The sequence below is a fragment of the Sphingobacteriaceae bacterium genome (assembly GCA_002319075.1).
Lineage (GTDB): Bacteria > Bacteroidota > Bacteroidia > B-17B0 > Aurantibacillaceae > Aurantibacillus.
Map to the genome: position 1 here is coordinate 436488 of NVQB01000001.1, position 16564 is coordinate 453051.

Genomic DNA, 16564 nt, shown 5'->3' on the forward strand with positions numbered 1-16564 from the left:
CAACTAGTTAAAATCTGAAATTTATGACTGCCGTAATTCTGCTGTCTGATTTTTGAAGGTCAGGCCTCCAGGGTAGCACAGTGGAAGGTCCATTCGTCCAGCCTGACGGAGAAGTGGTTCCTCCATGACCTGCAAAATATGGCATGTTAGCCTGCCGGTAGCCAAATTCCAAACGAAAAGTAGTAAACTCTGTAGGCATGTAGTCAAACGTAACAGTACCCTGAGCAATGTTCAAAGGCTTCGAAGGATTTTTAGCAAGCTCATCTGTATAAGCATTTGGTGCAACGGGTGAAGGAGAGAATGCCAGGTACTCGCCGCCATTAGATACAACATCGGCTCTTAACGTTACAGCGCATTTGTTTTTATAAAACCAAATGCGGTTAGAAAGCGAAGTGCCATACATGAAATGGTCTCGTGGTGTTATGCTGTCGCCTTTGTCTCTGCCGTCTTCAAAGCCATAGTGTGAATTAAGACTGACAGCCATTTGAGAAATTCCTTTGGAGCCGGGTCTTTTATAATATCTCAGCACAATGCTATTATCATGATGAAAGCGGACGCGTTTGGATTGATGTCCCAAAGTATCCGGACTCTTTGTATCATGACCATAATAAAAATTGGCTACAAGTTGTAGGCTCTCACTTGGTCTCCAGTAAGTAGAACTGCCCACTCCGGGAGCATTTCCAAAGCTATTGTAGGATTGCCAGCCATTTAATAACCATATTTCCTGCTTAACTTTTTTTGAAGGAAACATTTGCAACCGTGCTCCTTGAAAATAAAAAGGTGTGAACTCGCAAACAAGGCTTCGCTGAAAACACCAGTTATCCTGAACCATGTAGCTCTCTAAACCCATGTAGCTCATAAAAATCCCTGCTTCTAAATTGATGCCGTACCACTTATTAAAATGATAGCCTGCTGCACCTTCCCGGATAAACTTTAAGTTTCCGGTACCCGTGTTTCTTCCTCTATTTACACTTTCGTCCAGCTCTTGCACAATGTGCTGCATTGCTCCGTATTGAAGGAGTATTCTCCCGATCATGTTTTTATAGGCCACATCTACACCAACGCTTGCCAGGTTAATGTGAAACTCATTGTGTCGTCCGATTGTAGAGGAAATTGTATTTGTGTTATCAATAGGATTGGCGAAACTGTAATTGTAATCCGCGTCCAGGTAACCGCTTCCGGTAATAATTGCTTCACCCGTTTTTTTATCTCTTAATACTAATATTGGATTACTGATCCGGCTTTGCCCGTTAATCCAGGTTAAATCCATGCCATCGAAAGGGACTTTACCGGGAACAATAGAATCTTGTTGCGCATTTATAGTTGTAGATAACGCGGTTAAAAAGAAAAGAGTTTTAAAAAATTTCATCATTACAGTAGTGTGTAACGGTAAAGATACGCAGCTTTTTATTTATCGTTCAATATCAGGGCCATTCCTTTTTTATTACCTGGCAGAATTATTTTAGTATTGAGCCAAGTGGCGATTTCCTGGCTCTCTATCATTTTTTATAAAAACGCTGGATCACTTAAACCAATAGTGATAACCTCCTTATAATCACATATATCCTGTACTTCACCCGTTTTCTCTCAATCTCCTGCTTTTTTTGTAATATAAACGGCATTTTTTTGTGCATCTTTTCCGGCATTGATCTTTGCCTCAAAGGCCATAGAATGCGCATCGATTCGATGTTCTTATTGCAAACTGTTGTACACCGAAACAACCCAGCCCCAATAAAATAGTAACCAGGTTGCTTTTTTAGTCCTATTTAAAAATCTACAATCTGAATAATACTGCAAAAATTATCCGGTCTTCAAACTTTACTAAGTCTGGTCTCCAGTCGGCAGGCAATTGTGTTGTTGTGTATCCGGAAGGCGACGTAACGCCGCCATGACCCGCGAAATAATTGACATTTGCTTGTCGGTGAACATATTCTAAACGGAAGGTTATGTGTTCATTAGGCATCCAATCCATATTTGTAGAGTAATCAAATCCTTCAAATTTATCACCAGGGTTCGCACTAAACGGAAAAGCTCCGGCTGTTTGTGTGGGATTTGTTGGATTTGGTAAAGGGCTGGCCTGACCTGTAGGATACAGTACGAGGTACCTTCCAGGATTACTCATGTAGCCCCCACCAATAGTCCACGCTATTTTATTTTTTGCAAACCACATACGGTTATAGAACATGAGGCTCGCAAAATATTGCGCCGGACCTTTTACTACGTCATCTTTTAATCCGTTAACTCCACCCCCTTTTTCAAATCCAAAATCGCCGGTTAATGAGAAAGCCATTTTGCTCACGCCATGCGATCTCGGTTTATTTACATATCTAACGAGCAAACTGTTATCGCTATGGAAGCGCTTCCTGTTTGGAATTCCAGCGGCATCCGCACCGTAATAATTATTGGTTAACATCTTAATATTTTCATTTGGACACCAGGTAATATTTCCTCCTACACCCGGTTGTTTGTTGAACATCCCATAGCTTTGCCAACCATTAATAATCCAGGGTTCAATTTTTAATTTTTTAGTAGCGAAGATCTGAATCCTGAGTCCATTAAAGAACCAGGGAGTATTATCAGAAGTAAAAGAAGCCTGGTATTCCCAGTTTTCAGTTTGATAATAAGAGTTTAGTCCTATGTAAGACATAAACATACCCGCATCTATGTTAATGCCATGCAGAACTTTAAAATGATAACCCGCATTTGCTTCCGCAAGATAACGGTACACATCAGCCAGCTGGTATTGACCACGATAAGGGCTGTAATCATTCCTTGGCACTACAGTAGAACGTGTACCAAATTGGGTTACGATGTGCGCACGCGCTCCTTTGTAGTAAAAATCGCCACCTAAATGCACTGCAGAAACCTGCATCTCGTTGTTGCGTGCCAAAGCGGTTGAGCCTACAACTGTATTGTCTATCGGATCAGTGAAGGAATGTGTATAGTTAGCATCCAGCATCACTGTAGGAGTAAAAAATTTACCGGGAAGTGTTGGAGTAGACCTCCTATCGCCCCCATTCCACCAGGTACAATCCATGCCTTCGAGCGGTTCACCCTTCTGCCTGTTTACCTGTTCATCACTGCTATCGGCAGGAGTAATTTCATTTTTAGAACCTCCGGATGTAACACGGGAAGTATCGTTTTGAGAGGTTGCTAAATATCCCACACATAAAAGGGATATACTGAGTACAATTTTTTTCATGTTTAGTTGTTAGTGTTTTTATAGGTAGCAGGCAATAGCCTTGTCAAATAATGAACGTTTCGCTTTAAAAACATAGGCTGTTTCATAGGGATTGGTTGTTAATCGACGTCTACCCTGCTAATAGAATGCCGTTGTTTATTTTATTTCTTAAAAAATTGTTAGTCAGATACTTGTGGCAATGCCTGAGTTTTGCACTATTAAAACACTCTATCAAATTGATAGGGTATTATCAATTTGATAGGTTTACATTTCGTTTAGTGCGATGTTGAGCTTCAAAACATTTACGTTTTCAATTCCGAAGATTCCGGGAAACCCATTAGACGGAGCTTTGCAAGACCCCCCTGATCAAGCGGAGTTGTACTCTTCCGCAGAAGGGTTAAAAAGTCTTTTCCTTTTTAAAAACTTAGAAATATTTTTCTCTGAAGGAATTGCAAAATAACTGTAAAAAGAAAAGTAAAAAAAAGGCCAGACAGTAAGAGCATTAGCATGAGTAAGATTTTCATATTAAATTCCGCTGGATAAAATTTGTCTTCTGTATTCTTTTAATAAAGCAGCATTCATAATACCTTTAATTTTATAACTCAAAGGCGTAGCAAAGTCAAGGCATTTGGATACGGAGAACACGTATACATTTTCAATGGCGTTTTGCACAGCTTTGTTGCCGTCCTGCAACATTTTATCTGCAAGATTAAAACAGTGTTTTACTTCCTTTAAGTTTCCTCTGTTTACCATGTATTTTGTAAAATCAGCAAAGCACTGAATGACCGTATAAATATTATTGGAATTCGCCGTCTTCTCAAGCATAGAGTTAATTTCAGGCAATTCTTCACCTAACAGATCAAGGACTTCATTTTCTTTGATAGCGTGTTTTTTAAGCATCAGATCAGCTTTGATTTTGAGTAATTCGAAAGTTGCGTTCATAGTATTGTGTTTATGTTTAATTTTATTGTTGTGTTAGTTGTCCTTTGTTGAAAGTTGGAGGAGGCGATTTGATCTCGTGAAAGAATAGACATTATAGTTTACTACTTTGATTTTCTTTTTAAAGAGATCATGAAAACGGATACGGGATTGTTTTTCGGTATAGATCGTTTTTCCTTTCAAACAATCATCTGGATTTCTATGCAGACCTTTCGCAACTCCCTGTGAGAAGTAAAGATTTTTACTAAGAATTAGAGTTACCAGAAGTATTTTCGTCAAATGTTTCACGCCACTCTAATACAAGACATGTACCATGCTAACGGATTGTCTTGAAACCCTTGCTATCAAAAGAGTTTTTACTTTGCGTGTTTAATTGTCATAAAAAAAGCCTATCAAAATGATAGGCTGGTTATCAATACGAGAAGGATAATTAACTAATTCCGAATTCTTCGAGCTTGCGGTAGAGAGTAGCAATGCCAATTTCTAATAATCGTGCTGTTTCGGCTTTGTTGCCTTTAGTGTAATTATAAACTTTTTGGATATGAAGCTTTTCAATGGAGGCTAATGAAAAGGAGGAAGCTGCTCCATTTTTTAATTCAGCGCTTGCTTGCTGAATCTCGATAGGTAATAGATCAGGTGTAAGCGTGTCTGAGTCACAAAGGATCACGCAGCGTTCAATAATATTACGCAACTCGCGAATGTTACCTACCCAGTGATAATTTTCTAATCTCTCAAGAAATTCTTTTGAAATGTTTAATTGTTTTTTATTTGTTTTGGCAGAAAAACGTTTTACAAAAAATTGCGCCAATGGTTCAATATCTTTGGTTCTCTCTCGCAGAGAAGGCAAACGCACCTGGAATACATTCAAACGAAAATACAAGTCAGAACGAAATCGTTTTTCTTCACTTTCAAGGTTTAAATCTTTGTTGGTTGCGGCAATTAAACGGAAATTCACCTTCGTGGTTTTCGTATCGCCCAATTTAATGAATTCGCTTGTTTCCAATACCCGTAAGAGCTTAGCCTGGAGCTCCAATGGCATTTCACCAATTTCATCCAAAAACAAAGTGCCGCCATTGGCCTCTTCCAATAAGCCTTTTTTGTCCTTAGTGGCGCCCGTAAAAGCCCCCTGTTTATATCCAAGCAACTCCCCTTCAAGAAGCTCCTTGCTAAAGCTGCTGCAATTTAATGCAACCATCGACTTATGACTTCGGGTACTTGCCTCATGTATGGCTTCTGCAAATACTTCCTTTCCTGTTCCTGTTTCGCCGGTTAACAAAACAGAAGTGTCGTTTGGAGCTACTTTTTTTGCCCACTCAATGGCCTCTAAAATAGGTTTCGATTTTCCAATTACCTTATCAAATGTGAAACGCTGGTTTACTTGTTTTTCAAGATCTCGTACCCTTTTCTGCAGTAAAGATTTATCAAGTGCGCGGTAAAGTAAGGGGATCACCCGGTCATTATCATCGCCCTTAGTAATGTAGTCGAATGCACCTTCTTTTATAGCTTTTACGCCATCAGGAATATTTCCGTAGGCTGTTAAGAGAATAACTTCTGTTAAAGGGTAGTGTGTTTTAATTTTTGTAATAAATTCCAGACCACTCATATCCGGAAGCTTCACATCACTTAAAACCACATCAATATCATTTTGCTCCAGCTTTTTTAAGGCGGTTTTACAATCTGATGCCTCAAGAACATCAAAGCCTTCAGCGCTTATCAAGCGGGCAAATAACGAGCGCAGTTTAACTTCATCGTCGATAATAAGTATGGAGCCTTTTTTCATTCCTGTAAATTATGGAAAAAACACTCGGTTTTAACTAAGCCTTTTTAAATGTAATTCTTTTGGTTGTTTTATCACCATCGGGAATTTTTCAATTTTCACAGAGCTACTATCCAAGCCAAAGGCTTTAGCTTCACTTAAACTGAAACGTTTTAAAAAGAAATAAATAGTAAGCACTACTTTCTCAAACATAGGCAGATCATTTTCATACGAGAGAAATTTCTCCAATACCACAAATTTAAAATCACCAATCACATTATTTTTATTGAGAGATTCATAGCGACTTGTTATATCCACTTCTCCATTCTTTACAAGATCTTCTACCACTTTACGAAACATTAAATTAATTCTTGGCGCTATTCTGAAACCTAGTTTAAAGTCAATGCGAATGATATCATTATCCGCTATATGCGTTACTTTATAATCCATGCGGTAAGGCTCATTCATCACGTCTACATGCACAAACCAATATACATCCGCTTTTTTAGGGCGCTTTTGAAGAATGGAATAAATTATCTTGGCTTCTATTTCCTCAGGATTATTTGCACCTGTCATATACACAAGATGTGTAGCATATTTTTGTAAGGAATCGTCATTACTCAGGTCGATCAGCATTTGTTTATGATCGTCAAATTTCACCATGTCCACATACCTGTTGCGGATTTTTTTAGCCAAATGCCACACGGTCATTACTGACATTAGTGTGCAGGCAATTAATAAAGTGATCCACCCACCATGTGTAAATTTGCTAAGATTGGCGTAAAGAAAACCAGACTCAATTATGAGATAAAGCGTAATTGTGAAGTAGATAAAAATTGGATTATAACGCTTCAAATGCATGTAGAAATTTAAAAGTGTGGTGGTCATTAACATACATAATACAATAGCCAGGCCATACGCTGCCTCCATATTTGCCGACTCCCTGAAATATAAAACCACCATGATACAACCTGCTAACAATAACCAGTTGAGCGAAGGAATATAAATTTGTCCCCGCAACACAGTAGGATATTTTACCTCCACCTTAGGCCATAAATTAAGGCGCATAGCTTCATTTATCAGCGTGAAAGATCCGCTTATCAATGCCTGTGAGGCAATCACTGCTGCAATCGTAGCAATAACAATTCCGTAAGGCATAAAAGCTTCGGGCATAATTGCAAAGAAAGGATTGCTTGCTTTGAAAGATTCTAATTTTTCTCCCTGATGTGCAATTAACCATGCACCCTGGCCAAAATAATTCAGCACGAGCATTGATTTTACAAATATCCACGATACCCGAATATTTCCTTTGCCGCAATGCCCCAGGTCAGAGTACAACGCTTCTGCACCTGTTGTGCATAAAAAAACGGAACCAAGAATTAAGATTCCAAGAGGATGAGTTTGTAATAATTTATAAGTGTAGTAAGGATTTAAAGCTTCTAAAACAGACCAGTCTGTAGAAAGCTGAGTGATTCCAAGCACTCCCAGCATCAAAAACCAAATAGTCATTAGCGGACCGAAAAATTTGCCAATAAAACCCGTCCCAAATTGCTGAATAAAAAACAAACCACATATAATTCCAATAACAATAGGTACGGTGTTAAGTTCAGGACTAAAAAACCGTAAGCCTTCTACAGCGGCGGCCACTGAAATTGGAGGTGTAATAATTCCATCAGCCAGTAAGGCGCTTCCCCCAATAATAGCTGGAACGATGAGCCATTTATATTTGCTGCGCCTTACCAAAGTAAACAGTGAAAAAATTCCGCCTTCACCGTTATTGTCAGCCCTTAAAGTTAAGATCACATACTTAATTGTTGTTTGAAGCGTTAACGTCCAGAATACCGCTGAGATAGCGCCCTTAACAATATTAGCATCGATAGCTCCCTTACCAATGATAGCGCTCATTACGTAAAGAGGCGAAGTTCCGATGTCACCATAAATAATTCCAAGTGTAATAAGTAATCCTGCGAACGTTACTTTATTAATGCCGTGATGTTGTGTTGTCATTTTAGATCTTTCTGTTTTTAATTTTCTTTTGCAACGAAACGGTAGCCTACACCCGATTCAGTTAATATGTATTCAGGACGGTTAGGTTCCGTTTCTATTTTTTTTCGGAGTTGATTTACGAAAACTCTGAGGTACTGAGACTGGTCTATGTAACCAGGTCCCCATACTTCGCGTAATAAATAGTGATGCGTCAATACACGACCTTCATTTTTTGCGAACAGTATCAATAAATCATACTCTGTTGCCGTAAGTTTAATGGGTTCCCCATTTTTTTTCACAATGCGCAAATTGATGTCAATAAAGAGGTCTGCTTTCGATTCTACGGCAACATCTTGCAGAGTGCGCAAAGATGAACGCAGTCTCGCCAATAGTTCCCCGGTTCTGAATGGCTTTACGAGATAATCGTTTGCTCCGTTATCCAGAGCTTTCACAATATCTTCTTCACTACTTTGAGCAGATAAAATGATTATGGGTTTTGTATACCAGGCTCTTAATTTTTTCAGAAGCTCATGGCCGTTTTCATCTGGCAGTCCTAGATCAAGTAAGATAAGATCAGGATTTACTTTCTTAGCCTGAAGCATTCCCTCTGAAGCATTCAAGGCACTACTCACTACAAAGTCGTTTGTCTGAAGGGTGATCTTTAGCAATTTTTGAATTTGCTCTTCATCATCGATCACTAATATTTCTGGCCTGTTCATACTTTTGTAGTTGCTTTCATATAGGATAATTCAGAGGGAATTTCTACTGTAAACACAGCGCCGCCATCTGGCATGTTCTGTAAACGAATCTCACCTTTCATGGCTTCCACAAAACCCTTTACAATCGACAATCCCAGGCCCGTTCCACCTGTTCCCGAATTTTTTAGCCGGTAAAATTTTTCAAATACCTTTTCTATTTCTCCCTCAGGAAAACCATTGCCGGTATCCTCCACAACTAGAACCAGCTTATCTTCCTTACAAAAGGCCCTAACGGTAATTACCGCATATTTTGGCAAGTACGTAATAGCATTGTGTACTAAATTGTGTAAAACCTGGAAAAGCAAACCATAATCCAAACGAAACAATGGAAGATTATCTTTGATAGCAACATGCACGGGGTTACCCTTTAAATTATCCTTAAGTTGATTTAAAACATCGTAAATTAATTCACCCACATCAAACCAATCTGATTTGGGCTGAATAACGCCTGATTCCAGACGTGACATGTTTAGTAAATTACCTACCTGTCGGTTTAATTGCAACGAGGCCTTAGATATTTCCGATACCAATTCATATTTATTGACTTCCGTTAATTTATCCGCCATGGTTTGTAAATTATCAGAGGCTCCTATTATAGTTGATATCGGAGTTCTCAATTCGTGAGATAAAGAATTTAACAAAGTATTATAAAGTTTCAATGTATTTTCTTTTTCCTCTTTTTGATTCGCAGCCTTTTCAATCTTGCGTATTTTGGCAGTTAACACGGCATTCACCAGGGCAATCACAAAATACATAAGAAACATCAAAGAGTCTTCAGCACCTTTTATGGTTAACGTAAATTTGGGAGGAATAAAAAAGAAATTCCAGAGAAGCGCACTCGCTATAGCAGCGGTTAACACGGCTCCAATCTCGAAGAACATGGCAATGAGCGATACCGTAACCATTAATATCAAAGCCACAACTCTGTAACCGATTAAACCGGTAAAAAAATAGCAGGTAATAGATATAAGCAGAACGAACAGTAAACTTAGCGCGTAGTGTTTATTTAGACTTAATTTCCTAAAAGAGAAAGCTTCCAATTTTTTTATTCCGTTTACGATACAAAGCTACACATAGAGATATAAAGATTTTATAAAGATTTTGGCCTAAAGTATAAAAATCTCGGCCGCAAAGTTTGCATCGCGTTATTATTGGGAAGATATGCCTGAAATAAACTACCTCTGCAGTGTCGAAAAAAGTTTTTACTATATCACTTTTAGTGAATCTGTCTTATTTCGCTTACTGAAATACATACGATGAGGACATGAAACTACCCTTCAAGTCGCGCGATGGGTGTATCAAAGCGTTTGCGATAGAATAAACCAGGCTTGTTAAAAAAGTCAATCTTCACAGTAAGATGAAAAATTTCCTGGCTACCCGCGTACGGAATTCATATTTCCAGCCTGGCAAAATTGATAGCTGAACCAGGCTGATGTGTCAGTTAAATTTCAGGTGGCGAGACATAAAAAAACTTTATGCGTTCATAAAAGTGCAAGGGCTTTGGTTAGTTTTCATGATAACATCTTACAACCAGCGTATCAATACAAATTAGCAATCTTCGAAATCTCTAAAGCATTTTTTAAAATGATTTTTCTTCCATTGATCTCTATTAAATTTTCTACTTTAAAGTCACGAAGTAATCTGGTTAATGTTTCCCTGGCAGTACCAACCATATTAGCGAGATCATCGCGCGATAGTGTTAATTCAACAGGTTTTCCGTCCTGATCTTCTCTTTTGTATTTGTCTCTTAGAATAAGTAAACTCAGTGCCAGGCGCTCCCGCACCGTGCGTTGAGCAAAAATTGTGATACTATTTACCAGAACACCAAATTCATGACTCATACATTTAAGTAAGCGGTTCGAAAGTATAGAAGACGTTTGAATAGCTTTTAAAAAATCATCTTTAGGTATAAAAGACACTGTTGCTTCGTCCAGCGCACTGGAGCTGTCTGTGTAATGTTCGTCGCTTATCAAAGCGTGATAGCCTAATAGCTCACCGCTTTTACAAACATAAAATATCTGTTCCCGTCCTTCTTTATCTGTTTTATATTTTTTTACTTTTCCTTTTGTGATATAATAAATTCCTGTTGGGTAACCGCCTTCTCTGAACAAGCGTTCACCCTTCTTATAAATATGCGTTATCATATTTTTTTTCAGAAGTCGAAGATCTTCTTCGGGTAAATCATCCAGGATAAAATCGCTGTTGAAATTATATTTGTCAAAAGGAAAATCGATGCTTTGCATTTCTCTGAGGCTTGTCCTTAAAGGATGTAAAGCTACTGGTTCTGATCCAGCTTACCTAAATGTGACTTATATCACATTTAAGCTCCTGTAAAAATCACAGTTTAACCGCGCTCAATGTCCTGGTATAGGCAGGATAACACAAATATCTTTGTGACTTAAGTATTTAAAGATGAATATTCTCGAAAAAATTAATTCAAAAAGAGGTCCTCTTGGCGATCATGCTCACTACGCTCATGGATATTACACGTTTCCCAAGCTCGAGGGCGAAATTGGACATAAAATGATCTTTAAGGGAAAAGAAAACCTGGTTTGGAGCCTTAACAATTATTTGGGGCTGGCGAATCATCCGGAAATAAGAGAAGCCGATGAAACCGGGGCATCTCTTTACGGTTTAGCTTATCCTATGGGTGCGAGAATGATGACCGGCAACTCCAATTTACATGAACGATTGGAAGCAGAGCTTTCTATTTTTGTAAAAAAAGAAGACACCTGTCTCTTAAATTACGGGTATCAGGGTATGATTTCCATCATTGATTGTTTAGTAGACAGGCACGATGTAATTGTATACGACGCAGAAGCACATGCATGTATCATTGATGGATTGAGATTACATATAGGAAAGCACTTTGTTTACAAACACAACGATATAGAGAACTTAGAAAAACAATTGGAACATGCAAAGCATGTGTGTTCAAAAACCGGAGGTGGAATTTTACTGATTACAGAAGGAGTTTTTGGCATGCGCGGCGATATGGGAAAACTAAAGGAAATAGCAGCGCTCAAGAAAAAATATGATTTCACGTTTCTAGTAGATGATGCCCATGGCATTGGAGTTATGGGAAACAACGGCGGCGGCACTGGCGAGGAGCAGGGAGTTCAAAAAGATATTGATTTGTATTTTGGAACTTTTGCAAAAGCGTTTGCCGCCATAGGCGCCTTCGTTTCTGGAAACAAAAACGTGATGGAATACCTGCGTTATAATATGCGTTCACAAATTTTTGCTAAATCTTTACCAATGCCCCTGGTCTATGGACTTTTAAAGAGGTTAGAACTCATTCGCAGAACAGATGGATTAAGATACAGCTTGTGGGAGATAACAAGGGAGCTGCAAAATGGATTAAAGATGGCAGGCCTGAATATTGGTAATACAGAAACACCTGTTACTCCTGTGTATCTGAATGGCACTATTACTGAAGCTACTGAACTCGTGAAAGACCTGCGCGAAAACCATCGCATATTTTGTTCTATGGTGGTTTATCCTGTTGTGCCAAAGGGCATTATTATTCTAAGACTAATACCCACGGCAGTTCATACCAAAGCCGATGTTAAAAAAACACTGGATGTATTTTCAGAGATAAATGAAAATTTAATCAAAGGAAAATATTCAAATAAGAATTCCGTTGTAAGCTACGCCACCAATCTTTAAAGCAAACAAAAAAACAATTATTTATACCAACAATGATAAATTTCTCGAAACAGTTCACTATAAACCTCACTGAAGGCAAGGTTGCTTGTTTAAAAAAAGGCATGACCAAACAAGAAGTGATTACGATTCTTGGAAATCCCGTGAAGATTGAAAATTGCAAAAACATCTGCAACGAAAAATTGGTCTTTAAAATAAATGGCCACCAGGTTGTTCGCGGTTCTACTTATACACTTTTATTTACAAGAGAGCAGTTAGTTTACGTAGCCAAAGTGAATTGAATCAGAAATACACTCATAAGCTGCCTGAAAAATTAATTTTAAAACTACCATGAACGAATTCGCAGAAAAAAAGAAAATAAGAAACTTCCCTGTACTAAAAACAATTTTTAAGGAGAAGCATGTGACGGAGGAAAATTTTAGTCAACTCCTTCCTGACTATTTACAGAAGGCTTCAAGGCTCTACTTTACCCCAGTGCATGTTGCGAGAATGGCAGCTCAGTGGCTAACGGAGACAGGAGAAAAAAAGATCCTGGACATTGGTGCTGGGATAGGAAAGTTTTGCATTGTGGGCGCGAAATACTCTGATAGTCACTTCTACGGTATAGAATACCGCCCTAGCCTTGTTAAATTAGCAAACGAACTTATAAAGCATTACCAGATAGAAAATGCTACCGTTTTACAAAACAACGTAACCGAAGTGAATTTTGAAAACTATGACGCTTTCTATTTGTACAATCCTTTTTACGAGAACCTTGTAGCATCACACCGCTTAAATAGTGAGGTTCTCCTTTCTGGTCCTTTGTATGGCAATTATTTAAAGTACACGGAATATCAGTTAGACAAAACTAAAACAGGAACAAGACTGGTGACCTATCATGGGAATAATTTTGAAATACCTGATTCTTTTGAGAAAATAAAGGAATCGGAAGATAGTTCGCTAAAGCTTTGGTTAAGGAAATAGTCCGAGCTTAATTTATAAAAACATATCTTACATTATCCCACCCTCATTCAAGGGCGTTAAACTGAAGGATCGCATGAGCGTAAAAAAAATCATAAACTGGTTCAATCCATTTGCAAAGGGTAAAGTGCTGCGAAGTGTTTTTACTTTGACCTGCCCCCGTTGTCAGAAAGGACATTTGTTTACCGTTAAAAACCCTTTCCGTCTTAAATATTTGGACGATATGCCACACTATTGTTCTGAATGCGGAGAAGATTTTCAAAGGGAAATTGGTTTTTATTACGGAGCAATGATGATAAGCCATGCCTCTACCACGCTTATTGCTGTGGTCGTGCACATCATTATATTTTATTTTTATGGATGGGCGCTGGCTCCAAATCTCATTTCAATTACAGTTATTCTTGTGGGATTATTTCCCGTAATTTTTAGAACATCAAGAGCCATTTGGATTAATATGTTTAGTACCTATGATGCCTCTGCTACTCAACATAAGATTATTCGTTAATTACCTTAAAGTTTCGATAAAACTCTTTTCTTTTTTATTCGCAAACCCATTTTAAAAATTCAGTAATTATCAAGGGAACCAAACTTAATATAAGAACTAAATAGCAGCCTTCTGGATCAGGTACTTAAAGATGGCAGCTCTTCTCATAAAGGAAATGAGATAAAGCTTTCGTTGCCCCGGCGAGGTTTTTCATTCGTTACGCGAAGGAGCTACCAGTCCATGCCTGATACCTGCAAAATAATTCAAATAGAGAAGTGCTTAAAACATAGAATAAAGTATTCTTCCGGTAAGGAAATAAATACTGATTCCGATGATGTCGTTTAGCGTGGTAACAAAAGGACCGGTTGCTAAAGCGGGATTTATTTTAAAACGGTTCAGGGTTAAGGGAACAAAAGTGCCAAGAAAAGAGGCGCAAAGCACTACAACCATTAAAGCACAACTTACAGTAGCTGCCAGTTGCCAGTCCTCGATTAAGTAGGCGTACGACCAAATTAAAAGAGAACATATTAATCCGTTGATGAGTCCCACTCCTAATTCTTTAAATAACTTAGGCGTGATATCAATTCCAAGAAGTGTATTATTGGCCAGGCCTTGTACAATGATAGAACTACTTTGTACGCCCACATTGCCGCCCATGGCACCTATTAATGGAATAAAATATGCCATTTCAGGATGAATTTTAATTTGATCTTCGTAAGTGCCGATAATTCTGGAGCCTACGATACCGCCACACATACCAATTAACAGCCAGGGAATTCTTGCACGCGACAATATCCAGAGCTTATCATTACTATCAACGTCATCAGAGATACCACTCATGCGTTGAATATTCTCTTCAACGTTTTCTTTGATCACGTCCATCACGTCATCAATGGTAATTCTTCCCACAAGTCGTCCCAACTGATCAACAACCGGTAAAACTACCAGGTCATACTTCTGCATAAATTCCGCTACTTCCTCACTGAGAGTATTGGTCTTTACAAACTGAATATCGGGCTCATAAATTTCTTCTATACGGGCTAATGGATGAGAAATGATCAACTTTTTTAGTGATAACATCCCAATTAAACGATCGTTATTATCTAACACGTAAACCGCATACATCACATCCACGTCTTCTGCCTGTGCGCGGATCTCTTCAATACATTGCGATACCGTTTCAAATACGTAAACACTCACCAGCTCTTTTGCCATAAGAGACCCGGCCGTTCCTTCTTCGTAATTAATTAACTCGGCAATATCACTTGCCTGCTCAATATCTTCAATATGCGAGAGAACCTCTTCTTGTCTGTCTTCCGGTAATTCAGAAATCACATCGGCAGCGTCATCGCTGTCCATGTTATCCAATTGCTCGGCAATTTCTTTACTACTAAAAGTTCTTAAAAATTCTTCACGCCTGTCGTCATCTAATTCCAATAAAACGGCAGGAGCTGTGTCATCATCCAGTAATTCGTAGATGTAGGCAGCGCCTTCGAGGTTGAGTTGGTTAAAAATAATGGCAATATCCGGCGGATAATGATCATGCAACATCTCCTTCAAATAAGCGGTATCTTTTTTCTCGATAGCTTCTTTGATGGTTTCTAAAATCTCAGATGTTAATTCAAATTGCATGCTTTAAATCACCCTTATTAGCGGCGCTGCAAAAGTAAAGAATTAAAATGTAGATATTACAAGCTTTTCAACTCTTTTAACGCCTTTTTAATTCTTGAGGTCATAGAAGGCAATTGGGGAAGTGTGCTAAGTTCTCTCAAGATAATAAGTAATTCATTTTTCAGCTCCGGATAGCTTTTACAGATCTTCGCGGCAACAGTAATAGCAAAGGCTCGCACCGCTGCTGTCTCCGTCTCGTTCATAATAACTTTAAACGAAATGTCTATTAAAATACCCTGGTACTTTTCAGGAATTTCTATTTCCTGTAATACCCTGAAAATGTTTCTTGGAATGGCAGGATGATTACCGGGCTTGTGTAATCGCTGTATGAATTTTTCGAAGTAAGGATCTAACAGACCAGGATGTGCGATGATGAGATAACTGAGTGGCCAGGCTGCACGCTGCGTTAAACGAGGTTCACCATTTAAAAAAAGAGCCATCAACTCTTTGAAACGTTTTTTATCGTCCCCCACAAACTTTACAATGGCAAGGGTTAAAGTTTTACTATGTTCGGCTTCGAGGCGTTCTTTTATGTTCATTGGGATCCCACCGTTACAACTAGTAAAACAATAGTGAGCATTGCCACAGCACCTAATGCAAATTGGCCATGGTATTTGCGTCGCATTTTTCCTGCTTCATCCTGATAACCTTTTCGGTAGTCAGCATATTTGAAAAGCACCTTGTTCGGATATTGCAGCGCATCATCCTGTGCCGTCGAAATAAGCACGCCTCCTCCCGGAAGTGGTGCTGAACCGGTAATAAACGGTCCACCCGACACGTAACTACCTATAGAATAAAAATCCTGAGCGTCTAAAACACCATACTCATAAAGTTTTTTTCTTTGCTCCGGCGTTAGGGTCATAAAGCGGTTTTGGTAGGCTGTATCTATGATGCTAGTCTGCACAGCCAAAGAATTTTTTCCTTCGTCTGGGTCTTGAAACTTTTGTACAGTACTATCTCTGAAAGCAATGGATTTTAATTGAGATTTGGAAACGATAAAACTGCGATCTGCTTTATCTTTCATCTTCTTGTATATCACTTCGTCATCAGTGGTATAAAGAATATTTACAACAGTTTTTTTTGCGCTTTGTTTATAATTCAGAGTGTCCTGCGCCTGCGCACAATAACATAACAAGAAAACAAGAATGTTAAGATATTTCATA

The 16564-nt window shown here is 38.6% G+C and carries 15 protein-coding genes; 4 read left to right on the top strand and 11 right to left on the bottom strand.

The window, feature by feature from the left end; all coding sequences use genetic code 11:
- Positions 1-7 precede the first annotated feature (7 nt).
- The 8 genes from CNR22_02075 to CNR22_02110 form a co-directional block, all read right to left on the bottom strand.
- Positions 8-1372, bottom strand: a complete 1365-nt coding sequence (locus CNR22_02075; protein ID PBQ30609.1) for a hypothetical protein — start codon at positions 1370-1372, stop codon at positions 8-10.
- A gap of 402 nt (positions 1373-1774) precedes the next feature.
- Positions 1775-3037, bottom strand: coding sequence for a hypothetical protein (locus tag CNR22_02080; GenBank protein ID PBQ34786.1), 1263 nt, complete (start codon positions 3035-3037; stop codon positions 1775-1777).
- A gap of 669 nt (positions 3038-3706) precedes the next feature.
- Entirely contained in the window at positions 3707-4123 is a 417-nt protein-coding gene (locus CNR22_02085; GenBank protein PBQ30610.1) for a hypothetical protein, read from the bottom strand.
- Positions 4124-4550: 427 nt separating this feature from the next.
- Positions 4551-5900 (bottom strand): sigma-54-dependent Fis family transcriptional regulator, encoded by a 1350-nt coding sequence (locus CNR22_02090; GenBank protein PBQ30611.1) that lies wholly within the window; start codon positions 5898-5900, stop codon positions 4551-4553.
- Between the two features lie 30 nt (positions 5901-5930).
- Positions 5931-7883 carry a potassium transporter Kup gene (locus CNR22_02095; GenBank protein PBQ30612.1) on the bottom strand — a complete coding sequence of 651 codons (1953 nt, stop codon included), beginning with the start codon at positions 7881-7883 and terminating at the stop codon, positions 5931-5933.
- Between the two features lie 17 nt (positions 7884-7900).
- Complete coding sequence (locus tag CNR22_02100) at positions 7901-8581, bottom strand: DNA-binding response regulator (protein ID PBQ30613.1); 681 nt, start codon at positions 8579-8581, stop codon at positions 7901-7903.
- Positions 8578-9603 (bottom strand): sensor histidine kinase, encoded by a 1026-nt coding sequence (locus tag CNR22_02105; GenBank protein ID PBQ34787.1) that lies wholly within the window; start codon positions 9601-9603, stop codon positions 8578-8580. The genes CNR22_02100 and CNR22_02105 overlap by 4 nt, the downstream gene beginning before the upstream one ends.
- A 555-nt stretch (positions 9604-10158) precedes the next feature.
- Complete coding sequence (locus CNR22_02110) at positions 10159-10863, bottom strand: Crp/Fnr family transcriptional regulator (protein PBQ30614.1); 705 nt, start codon at positions 10861-10863, stop codon at positions 10159-10161.
- A gap of 169 nt (positions 10864-11032) precedes the next feature.
- Between CNR22_02110 and CNR22_02115 the strand changes: the two genes are divergently transcribed.
- The 4 genes from CNR22_02115 to CNR22_02130 all read left to right on the top strand — a co-directional run bounded on the left by CNR22_02115 (position 11033) and on the right by CNR22_02130 (position 13751).
- Positions 11033-12289: an 8-amino-7-oxononanoate synthase gene (locus tag CNR22_02115; GenBank protein ID PBQ30615.1), complete on the top strand. Its 1257-nt coding sequence runs from the start codon at positions 11033-11035 to the stop codon at positions 12287-12289.
- Between the two features lie 32 nt (positions 12290-12321).
- Entirely contained in the window at positions 12322-12567 is a 246-nt protein-coding gene (locus CNR22_02120; GenBank protein PBQ30616.1) for a hypothetical protein, read from the top strand.
- Between the two features lie 49 nt (positions 12568-12616).
- Positions 12617-13249: an SAM-dependent methyltransferase gene (locus tag CNR22_02125; protein ID PBQ30617.1), complete on the top strand. Its 633-nt coding sequence runs from the start codon at positions 12617-12619 to the stop codon at positions 13247-13249.
- A 73-nt stretch (positions 13250-13322) separates the two neighbouring features.
- A complete protein-coding gene (locus CNR22_02130) occupies positions 13323-13751 on the top strand; it encodes a DUF983 domain-containing protein (GenBank protein PBQ30618.1) in 429 nt (142 codons plus the stop codon).
- A gap of 258 nt (positions 13752-14009) precedes the next feature.
- Here the strand turns inward: CNR22_02130 and mgtE are convergent, their stop codons facing one another.
- The 3 genes from mgtE to CNR22_02145 are packed head-to-tail and all read right to left on the bottom strand — an operon-like array spanning position 14010 to position 16563.
- Positions 14010-15362, bottom strand: a complete 1353-nt coding sequence (mgtE, locus tag CNR22_02135) for a magnesium transporter (GenBank protein ID PBQ30619.1) — start codon at positions 15360-15362, stop codon at positions 14010-14012.
- Between the two features lie 56 nt (positions 15363-15418).
- Complete coding sequence (locus CNR22_02140; GenBank protein PBQ30620.1) at positions 15419-15940, bottom strand: hypothetical protein; 522 nt, start codon at positions 15938-15940, stop codon at positions 15419-15421.
- The gene (locus CNR22_02145) at positions 15937-16563 is read right to left on the bottom strand and encodes a hypothetical protein (protein ID PBQ30621.1); all 627 of its coding nucleotides are present in this window, start codon (positions 16561-16563) and stop codon (positions 15937-15939) included. The genes CNR22_02140 and CNR22_02145 overlap by 4 nt, the downstream gene beginning before the upstream one ends.
- Between the last annotated feature and the right edge of the window lies 1 nt (position 16564).